Consider the following 18805-nt stretch of genomic DNA (forward strand, 5'->3'; position numbering starts at 1 on the left):
CGGCTCTTATCCCACGTAGATGCTAGTTGTGTTGTTGGTCGTCTGGTTGTTGTCGCCGGGTTGATTGGTGACGCCTTGATTGAGGGCGTTGTTGCCAAGAGATTGCGTTGACCCCGTCGCGGTCGACGCCGTGAAGAATGTCACCGTCTGACCATCAGCTGCAGTATTGCTATTCACTGCAGTCTGGATCTGCGTGATGGTCGCGACACTCGTGGCGCCGGGGACATCCTTCGCCCATTCCAGGGCGGTCTTTACGGACGCCTTGCTCAGGCCAGCCTGGGCAGCCAGGTTGAGGAGGCGAACCATTTCATTTTTTGTAGCCGCGCCAGCGAGAGCGGCCGCCAGTTCCTCCGGCGTGTTCACTTGGTCGGCGGTGGTAATCGTGGACGTGTTAGCGACTTTGGTGAGATTGAGGCCGTTGCGCGGGGGGGAGGTCTCCTCATCGCTGGGGCGGGGGGCAGTCCGTTCCCGGTCAGGGCGGGGCGGGCGCGGGACGCCGGGGGGCGCCTGGCGGGTTTGCGCAGACGCGTCACTCGCGAACGCAAAGCCAAGCGACGCCACGGCCGCCGCGATCAGCACCTTTGCGCGAATTTCCTTGGAGGATTTCATGAGGAGGCTCCGATATCCGCAGTTTCGCGCTGCAAGCGCGGTTCTAGCAATGTCCGACTGCTCTTAGTCTATTACGCCAAGTGGCTACGCAAGTCGATTCCCTTCTGGCGCTAAATCTTTCCCGGACCCAGTATTCGATGCTGGATATGTGACCTTGGGATGACAAGAATTTTGGCGACAACGTAGGCCGTGCGCGGCTGAGCCGCAGATCATAGCTTGGCCGTAGGCTGTTGGGCTTGCCGATCGCCGTAGAATTTGGGGAATAACGATACGAGTAACAGTTTTCACCTAACTCCGGTATCTCGAAGTGGCCTGCTTATTCAACAACGACAGTGGAGGAGGGGCGGCTGGGTGACGCGGCGTCGATGTCAAACTTGCGCCCGTTCACTAATGCGGCCGCCGCCTTGGCTCCATTCGGGTTGGCGATGGAGCTAAGGGTCGGGGCCATATTGGCGCGGCGGCTGCCAGCCTTGTAAAAGGCGCCCGCTTCGGCCACCGCCGACTTTCGGATTTCGGTGGGCATGGTGTCCCAAAACTCAAAGACGAACTTGGTCCGCCAGGAGGCGGACGTCGGGTCGTAGGGCGCCAGGTCATAGGATTGGCGAAGTTGCTGCAGGCCTTCTGGCGTCGGCGCGCCGTGCTCCACCGTATCGATGTAGACCAGCCTCAGCCTCGCATCGGTGTTGTAGGCGCTCTGGGCAAGCGCTGAGCGGACGAGAGCCTTTGCCTTGGAGAAATCATGGCTGGCGGCAGTGGCTGCGCGAACGGCGGCTTTGGCCTGTTCATCTTCGGACGTGTCGAAGCGGACGATGAGGGGAGGCTGCCCGGGCTGGCTGGCGCGCGCCAGTTCATGAAGCCCCAGGCCCGCGGAGCTGGCACCAAGCAGTGCGAGGAGGGCCGCTGCCGGGGCAACTAGCTTCCTGGTCATGCGCGGCTTCCCAGGGACAGTCGGTACTGGAGCCCGAGCAGGAAGGACCAGTTCAGGGCGAAGGAATAGGTCTGCAGGTCGAAGTCGCTGATGCCGTGGAACAGGACCAAAGCGTCGGCCGCCAGGAGCGCGAAAAGGAAGCTGGTCATCCGCGAGCGGGCAAGGGTCCGGCGATAAGTGGTGATCAGGATCAGGCCGATGCAGGCGAACATTGGCAGGGCGCCGATGAGGCCGGCTTCTTCCAGCCACTGGATGTAGACGTTGTGGGTCGCGCGGACGGCCCAGAGGTCATCAAAATTCTGGGCGTCCATGACGCTGCGGTTGATGGCGTCAAAGGTGCCGAGGCCGTAGCCCATCAGCGGGGCAGCCTGAAAGGCCTTGAAGTGGATTTCACCCATGTGGGCGCGCACGTCGGCGGTGGCGCCGCCCTCGAGCGCTCGGTTTATCATTACTTCCCCCCCGACAATGACCGCGACCAGCGCAACTGCGCCGCCAATCGCGGCAAGGATCAGGGCCCGACCGACCCTCACCTTGCCGGCGAAGATCTGGAACAGCAGGTAGGCGCCAAAGGCGATCACAGTCGCGATGGCGCCGCCTCGGGATCCGGACATCAGCAGCGCGATCAGGGCGACGGCCAGGGTGGCGGCATAGGGGGCGAGGCGGCTGAGGCGGTCCTTAGAGCTGCTTCGATAGGCGGTGACTAGGGCGCCAACGGCCATTGTCGCCACGAGCCCGAAGAAGCCGCCCGCGGTGTTCGGGGCCAGGAAATTGGCTTCCAGCCGGTTGGTGCTGTGACCGTTGCCGCCAGAGGCGTGGGTGATGATCGCCCAGAGGCCGAATAGGCCGCCGGCAAGAACAAAGGTGTTTAAGGTGGTCCGGGCGCGAGCGTCACCCGCCCCCATGATCCCGCCCAGAGCAAAGATCGCCGCGAGACCCAGTAGTTTGATGATCTCGATGATCGTGGCCGTGCGGTTGATCGTGACGGAGCCTGGCGACATGCCGATGTACGACCAAACCGGCGCCGGACCGCCGGGACCGAAAGGCGTAAGCGACAGGAGGGCGGCGGCGACCACGACTAGGAAGCAGACGCTCGGCCAGAGGACGCCGCGCATGCCGTTCAACTCGGCGCGGCGTGCTGGGAGGGCGAGAACGCCCAATAGGACCAGGCAAACGGCCAGGCTCAGGAACAGGCTGCTTTGGTAAGTTAGGCCCGCATAGTTCAGATGCGCCCCATAGATCAGGGCGCTGCAGAGTAGCGCGAGACCCCAGCCTTCAGGCGGCCGCCAAGTCGTCGCGGCGACGTCGCCGCGCTGAGATCGTCCTGTTGTCGTCGCCATACGCCTGGGTCCCAGCTACTTCGGGACCGATCAAGCGGATTAGAGCGCGATGATCAAGCTCTCGCGGCCATTAGACTTGGCCTGCTGCACACCATTGGCCGGATCCGCGACCATCACCCAATGGTCGCGGGCCCCGGCGACCTGCCGTTCGAGCCATCGATAGCCGGACTGCCGCCAGGGGACGATCCAGGGGCTGAGGCTGTCCAGGACGTAGTCGCCGCGATCGGTCGAGAGCACCAGAACGGCGTGCCGTTCGCCCCGGGGCGTGAGGACGACCGCCAAGGACAGCGCAGAGCGTGGGACGCCAGCCTTGATCAGGGCGTGGCGCTTTTCCAGCGCGTAATCCTCGCAGTCGCCGTAGCGCACGCCGGCTTCAATCGGGAGGCTCCAGTCCTCCTCGACGCCATAGGTCTGCCAGTCGGTCTGACGGATGATCGCCCGGTTCACCTGGGCGTTCGTCGCCGCCACCAGCTTCCAGACCTTTGGCGTGAGCGCGATCGGGCCGGCCGCCAGCAGGGGCGCGCCTGTGCGCGTCACGAGGCCAGCTTTGCGCAAGGCGCCGACCGCCGTCATGGTCTCCGAGATGTCGATGCGCGCGCTCGTACCGCTTCCAGGGGCCGCCGGCGCGGGGGACGTTTCGACCGCAGGTGTGAGCGTGACGATCTGCGCGTAGCTCACGGTGATCCTGTCGGGGATCAGCCTGAGCGGGCGCTTGTGCAGCCAGCTGCTGACCGGCGCGTCATCTTGAGCGACCGGTGCTGGATCTGAGATCGCCGGCGCGCCAGAGCCAATGGAACTGGTCGCGCCCTGGACCTGAGCGATGATCTCAGCGATGCGGTCGGGTGTCTCATTATATGTCGCCTCGGCGGGGAGTGCGGGCGCACACTCCTTCGGGAGCTTCCGACAGAAGTCTACGAAGCCTTGCGGCGCATAGGTCGCCGGCCCCAACGGCATGGGCGTGGACGGCCCAGGCATCCCGGCCAGAGCCAAGCTTGGCGCAGACAGGCTCAGCAGAAGCGCAGGCTTGAATAGCGCAGAACGAGTAGACACCCCGGATCACCTTTCTGGTGTTGTTGGGGTATTTCTACGCTTAGGCTATTTATAAACGTTGTAGCGACGTAGTTTATTGAATGCGAATTGATAGAGTTTATCAAGAGTTGATATTAATTGCGCGTTTACGCGCAGTTCATGTTTGGTTAAGCAAAATTGTCATGGATGATTTTCTGCGGAACATGGCTATGGCGGCGCCCAGGGGGCGACTTGGCCGAGTTCTTGCTATTCCGTGTTGCAGCGCAATGCGCTAGATGATGTCTTGAGGGATGCCCCGGTGTCGGAGCGAGTAAACAGATGACGAAGTGGTTTGGTCTGCTGGCGGGCGTAGTGCTGTCGGCGCTTTTCTTTGTGACGCCCGCCGCAAGCTTGGCTCAGGTGCAACCGACGGGCGGCCGCGTCATTCCCGAGTATCATCTGGGCGCCGGCGACAAGGTGCGGATCATCACCTATGGCGAGGAATCGCTGAGTGGTGAGTTCTTTGTCAGCGGTTCGGGCAAGATCGCGGTCCCCTTGGTGGGCGAACTGCCTGCTACGGGCCTGACGGCTCGGGAGTTCGCTAGCAGCGTCGAGGGCGCCCTGCGGGACGGTGACTTTCTGAAGGAACCGAAGGTGAGCATCGAGGTGCTCAACTATCGCCCCTTCTACATCCTTGGCGAGGTCGAGAAGCCGGGAACCTATCCTTATACTTCCGACCTCAATGTCATGAACGCCGTGGCCACGGCCGGTGGGTTCACCTATCGGGCGAACCAGAAGAAGGTCTTCATCAAGCGTCAGGACAGTGACAAGGAAGAAGAATTCGCCATCGACCCGACCACGAAGGTCGCGCCAGGCGACACGATCCGCATCGCTGAGCGCTTGTTCTAGTCCGGATGAGTATGTGCGCCTGGGGAAGGTGCTGGGCCTTAAGCGATGAAATGGCGACCGTCCTGGTCTTCGCTAGCGCTAGCAATGTGGCGGCGCCAGCGAGGTGTGCAATGTTGGCACAAGGACTGGAACCACTGCAAAGGAAGTCGTTGCGGCCATCCAGGGTGTGGCAGGTGCGCCGTTTGAGGCATCTTCAGCGCCTCGGCGAGCCGCAGATGCGCCGGTATTGGTCGCCGACACCTCAAAGGCGCGTCTGGTGTTTGGATGGCAGCTGGCGGTTCGACTGCGCGATATCGTCGAGACGGCATCGAAATGGCACCACGCCGAGCGCCAAATGCATGCTGAGGATTGAAGCGCAGTGACCGTTGTTCCTGTGATCATGTGCGGTGGGTCCGGCACGAGGCTTTGGCCGGCGTCCAAGCCTGAGCGACCGAAGCAGTTTGTGCCGCTTACGGGCGATCTATCGAGCTTTCAGGAAACTGTGCAGCGGGTGACGGGCCTTGCGAATGCTGTGCGCCCTCTTGTCGTCGCCGGCATCGCGCATGGTGCTGCGATCCGGCGACAGCTCGCCGAGATCGGCGCTGAGGCAGACGTCCTGCTTGAGCCGGAGCCGCGGGACTCAGCCGCCGCCATGGCCGCTGCCGCAGTCTGGATTGAGGCGAAGTATCCTGACGCTGTCGCCGTCGTCGTCTCGGCGGACCACCACGTCCCAGATGCAGTAGCCTTTCGTGCAGCTGCGGACCGCGCAGCCGGCGGTGCGCGGGAAGGACGGATCGTCACGTTGGGAGTGCGCCCGTCGTCACCCTCGAGCGCCTATGGATACCTACGGCCGGCAGGCGGGGAGGGTGTGCAGGAGCTTGTCCAGTTCGTGGAAAAGCCAGACGCTGCGACCGCGGCCCGGTATATTGAACAAGGCTATCTCTGGAACAGCGGCAACTTCGTTGTGGCCGCGAATGTCTTGATCGACGAACTTGCTGCGCATGCGCCTGCGGTCTTAGAGGCCGCTCGTGCCGGGATCGCCGCGACAAATGCTCAAGGTGTTCTCGGCGACAGCTTCCGAGGCGCACCGAAGATCTCCATCGACTATGCGGTCATGGAAAGGACCGCCCGCGCTTCAGTCCTGCCTGTGGATTTCGAGTGGTCCGATGTGGGAGCCTGGGATGCGGTCCTTGACGCGTCATCCAGGGATCTCGAGGGCAACTCAGCTTCAGGCGATGTCATTCTTCTGGATTCCGTGAACACTTATGTACGAGCACCTGCGGGTTTGCGGGTCGCTGCCGTCGGTGTCGCTGACATCGCCATTGTCTCGGACGGTGAGGCGCTTCTCGTTTGTGATCTCGCGCGTAGTCAAGTCGTGAAGCAGGCTGCGGAACTGTCGAAGGCGCGCGGCCCGGTTCGGCGCAATTTCGCAGATCTTGCCGAGGCCTGGGCCTGGTATGAGCGCTGGCTCAAGACCTCAGCTTTGCCCCTTTGGTGGAGTGTCGGAGTTGATCACGACCGAGGCGGCTTCGTTGAGGCTCTGAACGTTGAGGGAGAGCCAAGACCCGCGCCCCGTCGTGGCCGTGTCCAGGGGCGGCAGGTTTATGTCTTTACGACAGCAGGGGCGTTGGGCTGGTCAGGCCCCTGGCGGAAGGCTGCTGTTGGTGGGCTTCACTACGCGTTGACGCACTTCAGGCGGGCTGACGGCCTGTTCCGTACATTGGTCTCCCCAGAGGGCGCACCGCTGGACGATGCGGCGACCGTCTATGATCAGGCTTTCGGTCTGCTTGCCCTGGCTTCACTTGAGAGGGCTGGCGGCGTCGAGGGGCTGGATCTTGTACGTGAGGCGGCTAGCATCCTGAATGCGCTCCAGGAGCGACGATCGAACCTCGCCGGCTTCGTCGAAGTGGGCAATAATCCTTATCAGTCAAACTGCCACATGCACCTGTTCGAGGCGGCCTTGGCCTGGATCGAAGCTGGGCAAGAAAGCTGGTTCGGGCTCGCTGATGAGCTCGGCCAGATGGCGTTGGATCGGTTCATCGACCCTGTTGGCGGCTTTGTCCGCGAGTTTTTCGACCCAAACTGGAGTCCGGCGGCTGGGGATGATGGACGCCTCGTGGAGCCCGGACATCAGTTTGAATGGGCCTGGCTGTTGGCGCGTTGGAGCAAGATCGCGAACCGCGCGGATGCGCGACAAGCAGCCGAGCGTCTGTTCGAATGCGGCAGGCATGGTGTCGACGCCAGAGGTATCGCGTGCAACGCCCTTTGGGATGATCTCACTGTCCGGGATCCTGAGGCGCGGCTTTGGCCTCAGACCGAATACCTCAAGGCGGCCCTGATCCTGGGGCGAAGTGCGGATGCGCTCGCCGCGGCCAATGGGCTTAAGCTCTATCTGGAAACACCTACGGCCGGTGTCTGGTTTGACAAGCTTCGCCCAGACGGCACCTTCGTGGACGAACTCGTACCCGCAAGTTCATTCTACCACGTTATCTGTTCGCTGGCCGAACTCCGCTCAGCTGCCAGCGTGCAACCATAGCGACGACTGGCGCCGGTTTAGAGAGGCTCTAGGGGGCGCCCATTTGAGCCCAGTGCTTTGCCGCCCCCTCAAGAGGAGCATCGACCGAAATAGTCCGGTCGATCAGACTATCCCGCGCCGCAGAAGAACCACCGGCACAGTTCTTATCAATATATCAATGTATGTCATCGGGCTCCTGCGCCGCCGATACAGCATGTCGAGCGCAATGCGCTGGCGGAAGCTCAAATGGCTGCGTCCAGCAATCTGCCAAAGGCAGGTAATCCCCGGCCGCATTGTGCAGTAGCGCGCAAGCCACCGGCCATAGAGGTCCCTTTCGGAGATCATGATCGGGCGCGGACCAACCAAACTCATATCCCCGCGGAGCACGTTGATGAGCTGCGGCAGCTCATCAACACTAGTCTTTCGGATCATCTGCCCGAGCCACGTCACGCGCGGATCCCAAAGGAGTTTCCGGTGGCTTTCCCAATAGCTGCGGAGTTCGGGATTATCTGCAAGGACAGCAGCTAGGCGCGCCTCGGCGTCAACGACCATGCTACGGAACTTGAGGCACTTGAAAGTCCGCCCCCCAAAGCCCACGCGATCTTGTCCAAAGAAGATAGGCCCGCCGTCCTGCACCTTGATCGCCAGCGCCACGCCTATCATCAGGGGCGCGAAAAATATGAGCGCGCCCAGAGACAGCACCACGTCGAGGACGCGCTGAATTCCGAATGGTGCCGACGTCACACGCTCAGGGTTCTTAAGCGGACTTGCAGGTCCCATGGCGTCAAGCATCCGCGCGCCGTTCGTAATGTCGCTCGTGCCAGGAAGGAACACTTGTAAAGCCCCACATCCAACTTCTGCATTCTAGCTGCGAGAGCCGTGCCAGATAGTTTCAGATTTCAGTGACCCATTTCAGGTGGGGTGGGAAGCTCAAATTTTGGGCCACCTTGGGCCGGGTGATCTGAACTGAGGCGTTGATACTTCAAAAAGGCCTGAAAGAGCTGGTGCGTTTCCTGTGTCGTAGCCCTGTCGGAACCCGCTTGCCAGCTGCAGCGACGTTCGAGTGTCTCGCCCTGCCCATTGCGAGAATAGTCAGAAAACGTGGGTCCGACTTGTGGTTCAACATCCGATAACGCTGCGCCCGGGGCGTTCGAGGCGCCGCAGAGGTCGGGGAGGGCGCCGCCAGACTTGGGTTCCCCCACAGCGGGTCTCAGCTTGACTGTGTGGGGGCCGGTAGCTTAGCCATATCTTAATCATACCTGGGGGCTTGAGATGGTCGTGGTCTCGAAATCTACGGCGCGCGGCTTGCGCTCGGCGGCGGTCGCCCTGTTCTCGGTGGCGCTGGTCCTCCCGGCCGGGTCGGCGACCTGGGCCGCGATCGGCGACCAGGCGGCGTCGAGTGCGAACGCCGATGAGGTCGCCGCGGTCGCAGCCAGGCTTGCGGCCGCCACCAGCCGGGCAGAGATCGTTGCGATCCTCGTCGCGTCCAACCTGACCAAGGCGCAGGCGCAAGGCGCCATCGAGCGCGCCAAGTCTTCGTTCGAGCAGAGAGCCAGCGAATTGGGCCTGGCCAATCAGCAAAGCACGCGACGTTCCAGTCCGGCCCTGTTGAAGGCTGAAAGGGCGCAGGAGAAGGCAAGCCTCCAGGTGCGTAGCGCGCGGTCTAGAGTGGACGATTTGGAGTCGAAGATCGCGGTGCTTGAAAGCAACGGGGGCAATGAGGCGAAAATCAGGACGCTCAGAAAGTCGCTAGACAGGGCTGCGGCGGCGCTTGTCACGGCGCAGGAGAATCTGAGCACCGCCAATAGAAACCTCCGGCGCGCCCAGAATGCAGAGCGCCAGTATGCTGCTCAAGATGCGGGGCAATATGGGGCCGAGCTCGCCCAGGTGACGGATCTCGCGGACTACCTCGCCGGCTTGGCGGATCAGGTCAGCGCAAGTTCTGGCGACAGCGACACCCAGGTCGCCTTCGTGAATAATGGCGCGGGCCAGAACCAGGACGGCACGCAGCGCGGCAGTGGCGAGGCGACCGGCTCGATCGCCCAGCCCAACAACAATCTGGCGTCCAACAACGCGGTCACGATCTACGTCAGCTAGGGGCCTCGACCAGGCGGCTGGGTTTGATGGGCGCGAGGCGGGTAGGCTAGGTCTTCGGCCGCAGGGGCCTCGCATTGTCGCGACGTCTGAGCCTTAGGGCGTCGCCGGGAGCTCTGGCTCTAGGGGCCTGCCCGGGGCGGCGGGTTGGCGCGCAGCTGCGCTTTGTTGTGCGTCGTGGCAAGCTCGAGGGCTCAGGTGGTATGGTGCCTGGTCGCCAGTTGGTCTTCTAAGGCCGCGCCGCACGTGTCCGTGTTGGGAGCGCCCGCCTTACGCGAGGCCAGCCGTGGTCGACCTTGGCCGTGACCTAGCTCGCCCCGCCGCCGAATGCGAGCCAGCCTGCCTGGGATCGTCTTGAGTGCACGCCAAGCGTGCGCGGTGACCTCCGCTATGAGGGGGGCGATAAGGCTGCGTGCGACGCAGGTCTATGACGCTCAGATTTCAGCAACTCGCCTATGTCGCGCCTGGTTTTGCCGCCTCATGCGGGAAACCGCTTGATGTTGCGGCGCCCGTCGGATACCGGGCCAATTCAGCAACAGCAACCTGTGTCAGGTGGGGTTTGAGTATGGTCGAGATTAGGTCCAAGGCGCGCGGCTGGCGACTTGCTGCGGCGGCGGTTGTGGCGCTCGGTTTGAGCCTGCCGGCCGGATCACCGACCTGGGCTGACGGCGCCGGATCTGAGCTGTCGCTCTCGCCGGCGGCCCAGATCTTGGCCCAAAAGATCAGCGCCGCGACGACCAAGGAAGAAATCATCGCGCTCTTGGTCGCCAGTCGCCTTTCCAAGGCCGAGGTCCAAGCTGCCATTACTCCGGCGATCAGCGCTTTGCGGGCTGCGCCGCCTGTGGATTACCCCGTGACTGGTGTGGACCCGGACGAATTAGTTCTGATCAATGAGATCGAAGGCTTGATGTACACAGAGCCAGAGTCGCCGAGAATTGGTGAGCTTTCGAGAGCGGTTACAGCGATCCAGGCGAAGAAGTTGGCTGCATACCAAAAGTATCAAGCTGGGGCGGCGTTGCTGACTTTCTTGGAAAAGGTCGACGGCCAACTGGAAGGCAATACCGACGCGAGAAGTTCCGTCGTGACTTTCGTGGATAACACCAAGAAGGAAGACGGCGGCAAGACGAACAGCCAGGCGACCGGCGCGATCAGCAATCCGGCCACCCAGACCCTGGCCCAGGGTGCGACCACGACCATCTATGTGGGCTGAGGTGTCCGCGCGCGGCGTCTGAGGAGGGCCTTGGCGATCAGCGCCGACCGCCGCCGGAGCGTCGTAGGCTCCATCTTCGACATAACGAGGCAGTGGGCCCGGCGTTGTGACGTCCGGGCCCCTTTGCTGTCCCCTAGGTCGGATCCGGGCGCAGGCCCTGGCAAGGACCTCCCGATCCATAGTCCCCCAGGTAGTTGAGGTGACGGTCTGGCGTCGTTCCGGCGCGCCCCTCGGCCCACATAGACCGTTTGGGAGCTCGACCAAGGCCGGTTGGGATTGTTGAGGCCCACGACAAGACCGCCGCCGATGGCGCCTGTGGCCACCCTGCGCGCCTGCGGCATTTCAAGGGCCCCCGTGTTGTGGGCCAGGCGGCTGCGCCGGGGCGCGTGGCCCCGTGGACGACGCCCGGGATCCGGAGCCGCGCCGTTTGCTTTATAGCTTGATCTCGACGGTCTTGGCCGGCGGTGTCGTGCCAAGCGCCAAGCCTTCCAGGATGTCCTTGGCGAGCGCGGCGCCCTTTGGGTTTGAGACCTGCGCCAGGGCTTCGCGCATATTGGCGACCCGGCTGCCGGATTTCAAAAACGCACGGGCTTCATCCACGGCCGATTTCTGCAGGCCCGGCGAGCACTTGTCCCAGCTCTCCAACACATACTTCACCCGCCATCCGGCCATGGTCGGATCATAGGCGGCCAGATCATAGCTCTGCTGAACCAGCCCAAGCCCTTGCGGCGTGATCCGGCCATGTTCCGCCAAATCTATGAAAGCCAAGCGCAAGCGCGCTTCGTTATTGTAGGCGTTCTGCTGCAGCGCCGCCTGCGCCAGGGCGCGCGCGCGGCGAAAGTCGTGGGTGGCGAGCGCTGTGTTGACCTCACGCTTGGCCTGGCCGTCCTCAGCCACATCAAACCTAAAGACGAAGGCCTCGTGAGGCACGGCGTTGGCCCGGTCCAACTCCTGCAAACCCAAAAAGGCGCTGACCGCCCCGACGACCGCGATCGTGGCGGCGCTCAGGGGCAGGGCGGTGGAGCGCCGGGTGAGGTTGCGGCCCAGGCGGGTTAGGTGCTCGATCAAGGCGCCTGAGGGCGACGTCTCTGAGGGCAAGCCGGCGGATCCTTGGTCTCGAAGGGCTGACAACTTGGCGGATCACACCGCCGAAATCTTACTCCAGAGCTTGGCCGTAGGCGAACTGCTGGGCTTTGGCCATGCCGCTGGCCGGTGCAAGCGACCCGATCCGGGGATTCGGGGCAGTGTTGAGCCGCGCGGCGGCGGGCGGAGGTTGTTCTTTTAGGTTTACGCAGAGCCTGCCGGGCGAGCGCGGTGGACCTCTGGTGCGAAGCTACCTACGAACGTGTAAAGTTCACGAGGTCCGTCTTCATGCGTCCTGCCCGTCCCGTCACCCGTCAAGCCCTTCGCGGGGGCGCTGTCGCCGTCACGCTTGCGGCCTTGGTCTCCGGAGCCGTGGACCTGCCGGCCTGGGCGCAGGACTTTAACATTGAGCTGAGCCCGCCGGTGGATCCTGACGCGCCGGCGCTGTCGCCCAGCGAGCAGGCGGCGGTGGCGGCCCTGGCGGCTCAACTCACCGGGGCCACATCCCGCGCCGCGGTGGTCAGCATCCTTCAGAATTCGACGCTGCCAAAGGCTCAGGTTCGCGCTGCGGTGCAGGCGGCGATTGCAGATCGCGGGGCCTTGGGGGCGACCCAGGCCCGGTCAGAGGACATCACCCTTGAAGCTCAAGACGTCACAGTGCGCGTAGAAGACCTCCCTGGGGTCATTCAGAAGGTGCGCCAAGCTGGGGACCTTGTGAAGCTGAATAGGATCCGCGAGGAGGAGGCGGTGATCAAGGTGCTGGTGGAGCGGCGTGAGGGGCTGGCAGGCCAGTTGGAGCAAGCCCGCCAGCAGGGAGATGCCGACGAGGAGGCCCACTTGCAGACCTTGATCGCGGCAGTGAACGCGCGGCTGCAGAGCGCGCTCCAGGCCGTCGCCGAAATTCTCGGCCCGGCTTATGTGGTCAACGTACGCCCGCAGTTGACGCCCCAGCCCGTCGCGGACCCGGTCGCCGAGACCCTCAAGAAGGTCCTTGGACTGATTGATGACAGCACTGGCGGCGGCGACACCCGGCTGACCTTCGTCGATACGCAGGCGCCCAAGACCACGGCGACCGCAGCGATCGGCCAACCCGGCCAGGGCTCGACCCTGGCGCAGAATTCAACGGTGACGATCTACGTGGCCTGACCGCTGCGAGCCGTGGCCTGAAAGGGGCCCCTGGTGGCCCCGGAAGCATGGCTCGATCCCGTGCGGCGCGCTCCAGCGCAAACCCTAGGCGCTGGGAGAGGACGTCTCCAAACCGGAGCGTTGGACTGTCGCCGGCCTCGCTGAACCTGGGAGGCGACAGCAACAGGACTGGGTCGCCAGGGCTCAGCCCCAGCTCCACTGGCGGCTGAAGCCGGGCGGCTCGTCTTGGGCGCGGTCGTCGCCCTCAGATGTTCGATAACGCCTGCCGGCGCCGGTTACCTCAGACTGGCGAGGATCAGCCTTTCGGGCTTCGCACTCGGGTCCTCGACCATGGCCCAGCGCATGGACTGACCGGCGACCTGACGTTGGCGCCACTGGTAGCCGGTCTTGGACCAGGGCAGGATCCACGGCGTCAGGCTGTCGAGCACGAAGTCGCCGCGGTCAGACGAGACGATCAGCACCGTGTGGGCGACGCCCTGCGGGGTGATGGCTACGGCCAGGTTCAGGGCCGAGCGCGGGATGCCGGCGGCGATCAGGGCGTGGCGCTTCTCGAGGGCGAAGTCCTCGCAGTCGCCAGCGCGCAGGCCATCCTCCAGCGGCAGGGCCCACTTCTCTTCCGTGCCATAGACCTCAAGGTCCGACCGCTGGGCCATGGACCGATTGATCTGTTCGTTGATGGCGCTGATGCGCTTCCAGCTGGCCTTGGTCAGTTGCAGCCCATCGCCCACAACGCGCGTGCGGCCGCGGGCGGTTACGTCGCCCTGGGCCTTGAGGGTCTGCAGGTCGGACATCGCCGAGGTTAGTCCAATGCGCACCACGGAACCCGACGCAGCCGCGGGCGTGGCGCGGGTCTCGAACGCCCAGGGCTCCAGCGTGATCGTGATCGGCCGCATTGGCCAGTTGAACTTAAGGTCCGACCGAAAAGCCGTCGGGCGGATGAAGGGCAGGGGCTTGGCCGCGAGCTCGGCCGTGGCGCCAAGATCGGCGCGCACGAGTTCCACGGCGCTGGGCGAGGGGGCCGCAGGCGCCTGATCCGGGGCGGCGCATTCCTCGGGGCGCTGGTGGCAGAACTGGAGATAGCCCAGCGGCGGGATCGCCGCAGCGCCCAGCCGCATGGGGCTCGACTTGCCGGGGGAGCCGGCAACGGCGAGGCCAGGGACCATCAGACCGAGTATGAGGGCGCGCCTAAACAGCGCATTCCTAGAAGACACCCCACTACACCTTTCCGGTTTTGTTGGGTGTATCTGTATCTCCCGGCTATTTATAAACCCTCTAGCGGCGTGGTTTAATGAGCGTGAATTGAAGTGGTTATCTGAAAATTGACATTAATTTCCTGGATACATATCGGAAAGATTTGGTCAATTTTGAAAACCTAAACCTTAACGGCGACAACTGACCCACCCCTGCGGCCTTGCGAAAGGCTTGTCGGCTTCTGGGGGAGCGCTACCGCGAGCTGGCAGCCGCGCCATGTGCGCTGGCCGGGGCCCGCGTTGACATCTGGCCAGCGCGGCCTCACGACTTTGGGGCCTTCCCCACGGCTCGGTGTGTTGAGTTCCAGGGGGAGGCCGCGAGGCCCGGCGACCACCCGCGCGGGCCTCTTCCTTATACAATGTGGCGTGGGCTCCACGCCCAGTTCCCAAGATGTCCGATAACGCCCCGCGTGACCGCGTGACCGCGTGACCGCGTCCCGCCGTGACCGCATCACCGGATGCCGCCCCTAGACCAGCCGGGCCACCACCGCCACCAGTTCCGCCTGTCGCGTCACGCCGACCTTGCCGAAGACGGATTTCAGGTGCTGGCGGACGGTGTGTTCGCTGATCTCCAGGGCCGCGGCGATCCGCTCCAGGGTGGCGCCCTCCACCAGGCGGGCGGCGATCTCGGCCTCGCGCTCGGTCAGGCCGAACAGGCTCTCGAGGTCGCCCCGGCGCACGCGGTGCGGCTGGTCCAGGTCGGTCAGGGTCAGGAGGGCGGCGGGTCGGAAGATGTCATAGGCGTCATGGCGCGGGGCGAGCGGCGCCGCCCGCAGGACGAGCCCCCGCACACCCTGAGTTCCGCGAAGCCGGATCGGCGCGGGCGGGGCGAGGGGGCTGCGGCGACCCACCGCTGCGGCCAGGAAGGTCTCGACCATCCGGCGTTCCCCGGGCCGGTCCGCCGTCAGCTCCCCCTGTCGAAGCCGAAGGGTGTCCTGGGCGCGCAGCAGGGCCTCGAACCCGACAGAGGCTTCGACGAGACGTCCATCTGCGCTGAGAAAGGCGAAGGCGCGCTCCGTCCCCAGCGCCTCCAGCGTCAGGGCCTCCCCCCTCAGCGAACGCCGGGTGATCGCGCGCGCGGCCGACATGGTGTTGATGAGGTGGGGCGTCAGGGCTGCAAAGACCTTGTGATGCTCCGCCGTCGCCATGCCGTGGGCCTGCGAGAAGTTGGCCGTGAGGAAGCCAACGGCGCCATCCTGGGCCAGGATCTTACCGCCGATGAGATAGTAGTAGGGCGTCCGCGACAGCCAGTCGAAGAACTCGCCATTGGCGGGGTCGTCACGGTCGACGAGTGAGGCGTCGTCGGCGATGGCGCCCAGCCGGAGGGGCACGGCCCGCCGGATGCGCGGATTGATCGCAAAGATCCGGTCCTCATAAAGGCGCGCCAGGTCGCCATCCAGTTGGGCGGTGTTGTCGATCACGGCCTCGCCTGAGGTCAGGTCGGACAGTTCCAGGGCGCAGCCCACTGCGCCGAGGGCGTCAGCCAGCTTCGACATCGCCGGGCGCCATTGGGACGGATCCAGGGCGGCGCTGGAAAAGGCCTGCGTGAGTTCGGCGAAAGCCGCCTCGTCCATGGCCATGACCCAACGCTCCCCGACCGTCACTGTGGGGACGCAACCAAGCGCCCCCAGGTCGAGCCTTACCAGCAATAGCTGTGTGTTGCGCGCCTTGAGCGATGCGACGCTGCAACCTGGACCCGTCTGCCTAAGGATGGGGCCCAATGAGCAGCCACCCGTGGTCTCTGACCGACGGGGAGGCCCGCGCCTTTGTCAGCGGCGTCCATGTCCTGGGGCGCGCCCATGCGCGCGCTAGTTTGGCAGGGTCCACTTAATGGAGCCCTCGAACTCACCCACCGTGGGTTTGCCCCGCGCGTCGGTGGCCGGATTGAACTGGGCCCGGGCCATCAGGGCGTCGCAGGTCGCCGACTCCAGGTCCGCCGCACCCTCCGGGCCATCGGCCTGGCAGCCACGGACCTTGCCGCCGGCGTCGATGGTGAGGATGTATCTCACCTCGCCTTGGCGCTCCGCGCGAAGCGCCGATGCGGGATAGTCGTCCGAGGTGAACCAGGGAAGGGAAGACGCGACGATCGTGGGCGGACCACTGAGGTCGGGCTCCGGCTCCGGTTCGCGCGCCGGGGCGGCGGGTTCTGGCTCGGCCTCGACACCTTGCACCTCAGCGAGGCGCTGCTCGTACATGCAGACATACATGCCCTGCCGGGCCGTTGTGATCTGATCATAGTCCGAAGGCGGTCCGCTGCGCTGGCCCATCTGGCGGCGCCATTCCTTCGCCGATTCCGACAGGTTCTCCGGGTCGTCGATGGAGTTGATGAACTCCAGATTGATGGGGCCGGTGCTCAGCACCTCGGTCACATCCTCGTCGGGGACATTGCCGTCATAGTAGGCGTCGAGCGCGTTGAGGTAGTCCTTCCAGGACCCGGCGCAGTCGCTCACGGTGATGGCGTGACTGGCCTGAGGCGCCGCAGCGACCAACAGGGCCAAGCCGATCGCCGACCAGAGCGATGCGCTGCGTCTCAAGACACCAATTCCAAGCATGCCTGCCTCTACATCCCCTGGGCTCAAGCCGTCCTTAGGCCGGGACCGGGCGGACTTCTTCCCCCATTTGAGGGAGGCGCCCGCGTGGCCGAACCGGAGCCGGGACGCGGTGCGGACATTGCTGAGAGTCTCTTCCCAAGCGCCGCCATTTTGCTGCGAGCCGGTCGCCAAGTCCTGGTCGCCGTCGCCCCGGCGACCGATCCGGGTGGCAAGACTTTGTTGTCCATGCCCTGTGACAACTTGTTAGGTCGCCGGCGCCTAAGCTTTGGCCTAGTTGATGGACAAGCATACGGGCGGGACGGCCATGGGCCTTGCTCAGAAGAAGACGACCGATCTTGGGAGCGAACGCCTAAAGCGCCGGACGCGGCCCCGCGCCGCGCGAGCGCTGGATCCTTCGCATCATAGTCCCGCCGTCGCCTTGCAGGCGCACCTTGAAATGGCCTGGGCCGAGGCGCCCACCGATGAGCTGCGCTGGTCGCCCCGGCGCGCGCTGGCCTTCATGGTGCTGGTCAATGGCGCCTTCTGGATTGGCCTCGGCCTACTGATCAGCCGCCTCTAAGGCGCTCGGGGCGGCTCGGCGTCGCCCTCTCTACGCTCGGAAAGATCCCTGCGCCGCGCCCGACTGGGCGGCGAGCATGGCGCCAGGCTGGAGATGAGCCGTCGTCTGGACGCCTGCTGTCATCTCGGCGGGGGCCTCGACGTTCTCCTCGTCGTCCCACGCCGTCTCCAGGCTCTCCGCTTCATCGGCGCTGGAGGTGGCGGTGGTGTCTTCGGTTTCATCGGAGGCCGTGACCGCTTCGGCGTCTTCCAGCTCTGAGTCGCATTCGCTGTCCGCGGCGCCTTGGAGGTCGCCCGCCTCGTCGACGTCGTCCGTCTCCGAGGCGTTTACCGGATCCAATCCGACCTCGCTGTCCACCGCCTCGTCCTGCGCGGCCGGCTCCGTCGTGTCGGTTGGAGCCTCAATCGCTGTCGCCGTCGGCTGGGCGGGGGCCGCGCCAGGGCTGGTTTCGGGCTGGGTCTGAAGATGGATCAAGGCGCCCAGTGTCGCGCTCGACAGGCCGGGCGCGGCGCGATGCGTCGCGGCCGCACCATGGGACAAGCTGGGCGAGGTATTGGGCAGAGCCGGGGGCGTAGGCGCCGCCGTGCGGCCCGCGCGGCCCAGGGCCAGGAGCTCCAGCATCCGCTGGGCGCTGCTCGCCGCCTCAAGCCGCATGTGGTCGCCCCCCTGAACGGCGCGCTCGGTCTAGAGCGAACCGCGTTCTTTAAAGCGGGGCGGTGCTTAAGGCGGTCTTAATGCGCCTTCAGGGCTCAGCGAGACAGTTTGCTGGTCAGCTGGATGCGGATGGCGTCAGCGATCCACTCGGCCGTGGAGCGCGCGCCTTGCGGGCCGGTGAAGCGCGCAGGGGCCTCTGCGGCCTGGACAATCAGGTCGCGCGGCGGCGCGCCGATCTCGCGCGCATTCCAGACCTGCACGGCCTCGCCAAGCGTCTCCTCGGGCGGGCCGTCCGCCTGGCAGTCCTGGCACTGCACGAAATAGCAGTCGCGGTCCTGGACGACGGTCTTGAGGTCTGTGCTGGCGCAGAAGGGGCAGGGCAGGGGGCGGGGCGGCGCCATGATCTTCGGTTCCTAGGCCGACTGCGGCGGAGCGGAAGGCTCCAGCGTGGCCTGAATGATCTGGAGGATATCCAGATCGGAAGGATAGGTGGTCATGCTATAGCCGCCATCGCTGTCCCGGGCCACGAGGCCCGTGGCCTCCAGGGCGGCCAGTTTGCGCCGGACGGTCTGGCGCGGAATGCCGGTCATCTCGGACAGCGCCGTAGCGGTGAGGTGGGCGCTGAACTGGCCGGCGTCAAACACCTGGTCCTGGCGCTTGTTGATCTCGGCGAGCCCGGCCAGCACGAAGCCGGAGACAATCTGAAACCCCTCGGCGTCGATGCCGTGCAGGCCGCGAAGCTTGACGAAGAAACTGAAGATCCGGGAGGCGAGCTGGAGGCGCACCTGTGGCTCGCTCAGGGTCTTTGCTGAGCCTGTTCCTGCCTGAACGCGCGTTGCGACCACGACCATCCCGCCCCCACGGTAAAGCTTGCGGGTTTGAAACATGTTGGCGCGTGACGTGACCCCCTGAAACTCCTCCAGGAATAATTAGAGTCCGCCCGACCAGAGGACGGACGAATGAAGCGATCAA

The 18805-nt window shown here is 64.6% G+C and carries 18 protein-coding genes; 6 read left to right on the forward strand and 12 right to left on the reverse strand.

The features are described from left to right. Window positions 1-6: 6 nt before the first annotated feature. From ACFQ27_RS15505 to ACFQ27_RS15520, 4 genes are all read right to left on the reverse strand, one after another. Complete coding sequence (locus ACFQ27_RS15505) at window positions 7-609, reverse strand: hypothetical protein (protein ID WP_377354222.1); 603 nt, start codon at window positions 607-609, stop codon at window positions 7-9. Window positions 610-925: 316 nt separating this feature from the next. Beyond that, window positions 926-1537 (reverse strand): hypothetical protein, encoded by a 612-nt coding sequence (locus tag ACFQ27_RS15510; protein ID WP_377354223.1) that lies wholly within the window; start codon window positions 1535-1537, stop codon window positions 926-928. Next, a complete protein-coding gene (locus tag ACFQ27_RS15515) occupies window positions 1534-2874 on the reverse strand; it encodes an O-antigen ligase family protein (RefSeq protein ID WP_377354224.1) in 1341 nt (446 codons plus the stop codon). Before ACFQ27_RS15515 ends, ACFQ27_RS15510 begins: the two co-directional genes overlap by 4 nt. Before the next feature lie 39 nt (window positions 2875-2913). Then, window positions 2914-3864: a transglutaminase-like cysteine peptidase gene (locus ACFQ27_RS15520; RefSeq protein ID WP_377354225.1), complete on the reverse strand. Its 951-nt coding sequence runs from the start codon at window positions 3862-3864 to the stop codon at window positions 2914-2916. Between the two features lie 357 nt (window positions 3865-4221). Between ACFQ27_RS15520 and ACFQ27_RS15525 the strand changes: the two genes are divergently transcribed. Further along, window positions 4222-4791: a polysaccharide biosynthesis/export family protein gene (locus ACFQ27_RS15525; RefSeq protein ID WP_377354226.1), complete on the forward strand. Its 570-nt coding sequence runs from the start codon at window positions 4222-4224 to the stop codon at window positions 4789-4791. Between the two features lie 358 nt (window positions 4792-5149). Continuing rightward, the gene (locus tag ACFQ27_RS15530; protein ID WP_377354227.1) at window positions 5150-7306 is read left to right on the forward strand and encodes an AGE family epimerase/isomerase; all 2157 of its coding nucleotides are present in this window, start codon (window positions 5150-5152) and stop codon (window positions 7304-7306) included. 102 nt (window positions 7307-7408) lie between these two features. Here ACFQ27_RS15530 and ACFQ27_RS15535 read toward each other — a convergent pair whose 3' ends face one another. Beyond that, window positions 7409-8077 carry a sugar transferase gene (locus ACFQ27_RS15535; protein ID WP_377354228.1) on the reverse strand — a complete coding sequence of 223 codons (669 nt, stop codon included), beginning with the start codon at window positions 8075-8077 and terminating at the stop codon, window positions 7409-7411. Window positions 8078-8557: 480 nt separating this feature from the next. On the opposite strand from ACFQ27_RS15535, the gene ACFQ27_RS15540 reads away from it, so the two are divergent. Together ACFQ27_RS15540 and ACFQ27_RS15545 are read left to right on the forward strand one after the other, a co-directional pair. Further along, window positions 8558-9382, forward strand: coding sequence for a hypothetical protein (locus tag ACFQ27_RS15540; protein WP_377354229.1), 825 nt, complete (start codon window positions 8558-8560; stop codon window positions 9380-9382). A gap of 562 nt (window positions 9383-9944) precedes the next feature. After that, window positions 9945-10589, forward strand: coding sequence for a hypothetical protein (locus ACFQ27_RS15545; protein ID WP_377354230.1), 645 nt, complete (start codon window positions 9945-9947; stop codon window positions 10587-10589). 432 nt (window positions 10590-11021) lie between these two features. Here ACFQ27_RS15545 and ACFQ27_RS15550 read toward each other — a convergent pair whose 3' ends face one another. Further along, on the reverse strand, window positions 11022-11657 hold the full coding sequence (locus ACFQ27_RS15550) for a hypothetical protein (protein WP_377354231.1): 636 nt from the start codon (window positions 11655-11657) through the stop codon (window positions 11022-11024). A 387-nt stretch (window positions 11658-12044) separates the two neighbouring features. Here ACFQ27_RS15550 and ACFQ27_RS15555 point away from each other — a divergent pair, with 387 nt between their 5' ends. Then, complete coding sequence (locus ACFQ27_RS15555) at window positions 12045-12818, forward strand: hypothetical protein (RefSeq protein WP_377354233.1); 774 nt, start codon at window positions 12045-12047, stop codon at window positions 12816-12818. A 275-nt stretch (window positions 12819-13093) separates the two neighbouring features. On the opposite strand, the gene ACFQ27_RS15560 is transcribed toward ACFQ27_RS15555, so the two are convergent. The 3 genes from ACFQ27_RS15560 to ACFQ27_RS15570 form a co-directional block, all read right to left on the reverse strand. Further along, window positions 13094-13981, reverse strand: coding sequence for a transglutaminase-like cysteine peptidase (locus tag ACFQ27_RS15560; RefSeq protein ID WP_377354234.1), 888 nt, complete (start codon window positions 13979-13981; stop codon window positions 13094-13096). 554 nt (window positions 13982-14535) lie between these two features. Next, window positions 14536-15648 carry a helix-turn-helix transcriptional regulator gene (locus ACFQ27_RS15565; RefSeq protein WP_377354236.1) on the reverse strand — a complete coding sequence of 371 codons (1113 nt, stop codon included), beginning with the start codon at window positions 15646-15648 and terminating at the stop codon, window positions 14536-14538. 228 nt (window positions 15649-15876) lie between these two features. Next, a complete protein-coding gene (locus tag ACFQ27_RS15570; protein ID WP_377354237.1) occupies window positions 15877-16566 on the reverse strand; it encodes a TonB family protein in 690 nt (229 codons plus the stop codon). Window positions 16567-17056: 490 nt separating this feature from the next. On the opposite strand from ACFQ27_RS15570, the gene ACFQ27_RS15575 reads away from it, so the two are divergent. Further along, entirely contained in the window at window positions 17057-17179 is a 123-nt protein-coding gene (locus ACFQ27_RS15575) for a hypothetical protein (RefSeq protein WP_377354238.1), read from the forward strand. Window positions 17180-17209: 30 nt separating this feature from the next. On the opposite strand, the gene ACFQ27_RS15580 is transcribed toward ACFQ27_RS15575, so the two are convergent. The 3 genes from ACFQ27_RS15580 to ACFQ27_RS15590 form a co-directional block, all read right to left on the reverse strand. Continuing rightward, entirely contained in the window at window positions 17210-17833 is a 624-nt protein-coding gene (locus ACFQ27_RS15580) for a hypothetical protein (RefSeq protein ID WP_377354239.1), read from the reverse strand. A 95-nt stretch (window positions 17834-17928) separates the two neighbouring features. After that, entirely contained in the window at window positions 17929-18234 is a 306-nt protein-coding gene (locus ACFQ27_RS15585; protein ID WP_374347893.1) for a Lar family restriction alleviation protein, read from the reverse strand. Between the two features lie 12 nt (window positions 18235-18246). Then, a complete protein-coding gene (locus ACFQ27_RS15590; RefSeq protein WP_377354240.1) occupies window positions 18247-18720 on the reverse strand; it encodes a MarR family transcriptional regulator in 474 nt (157 codons plus the stop codon). Between the last annotated feature and the right edge of the window lie 85 nt (window positions 18721-18805).

Source organism: Phenylobacterium conjunctum (genome assembly GCF_042679085.1).
In the GTDB taxonomy this organism is placed as follows: domain Bacteria; phylum Pseudomonadota; class Alphaproteobacteria; order Caulobacterales; family Caulobacteraceae; genus Phenylobacterium; species Phenylobacterium conjunctum.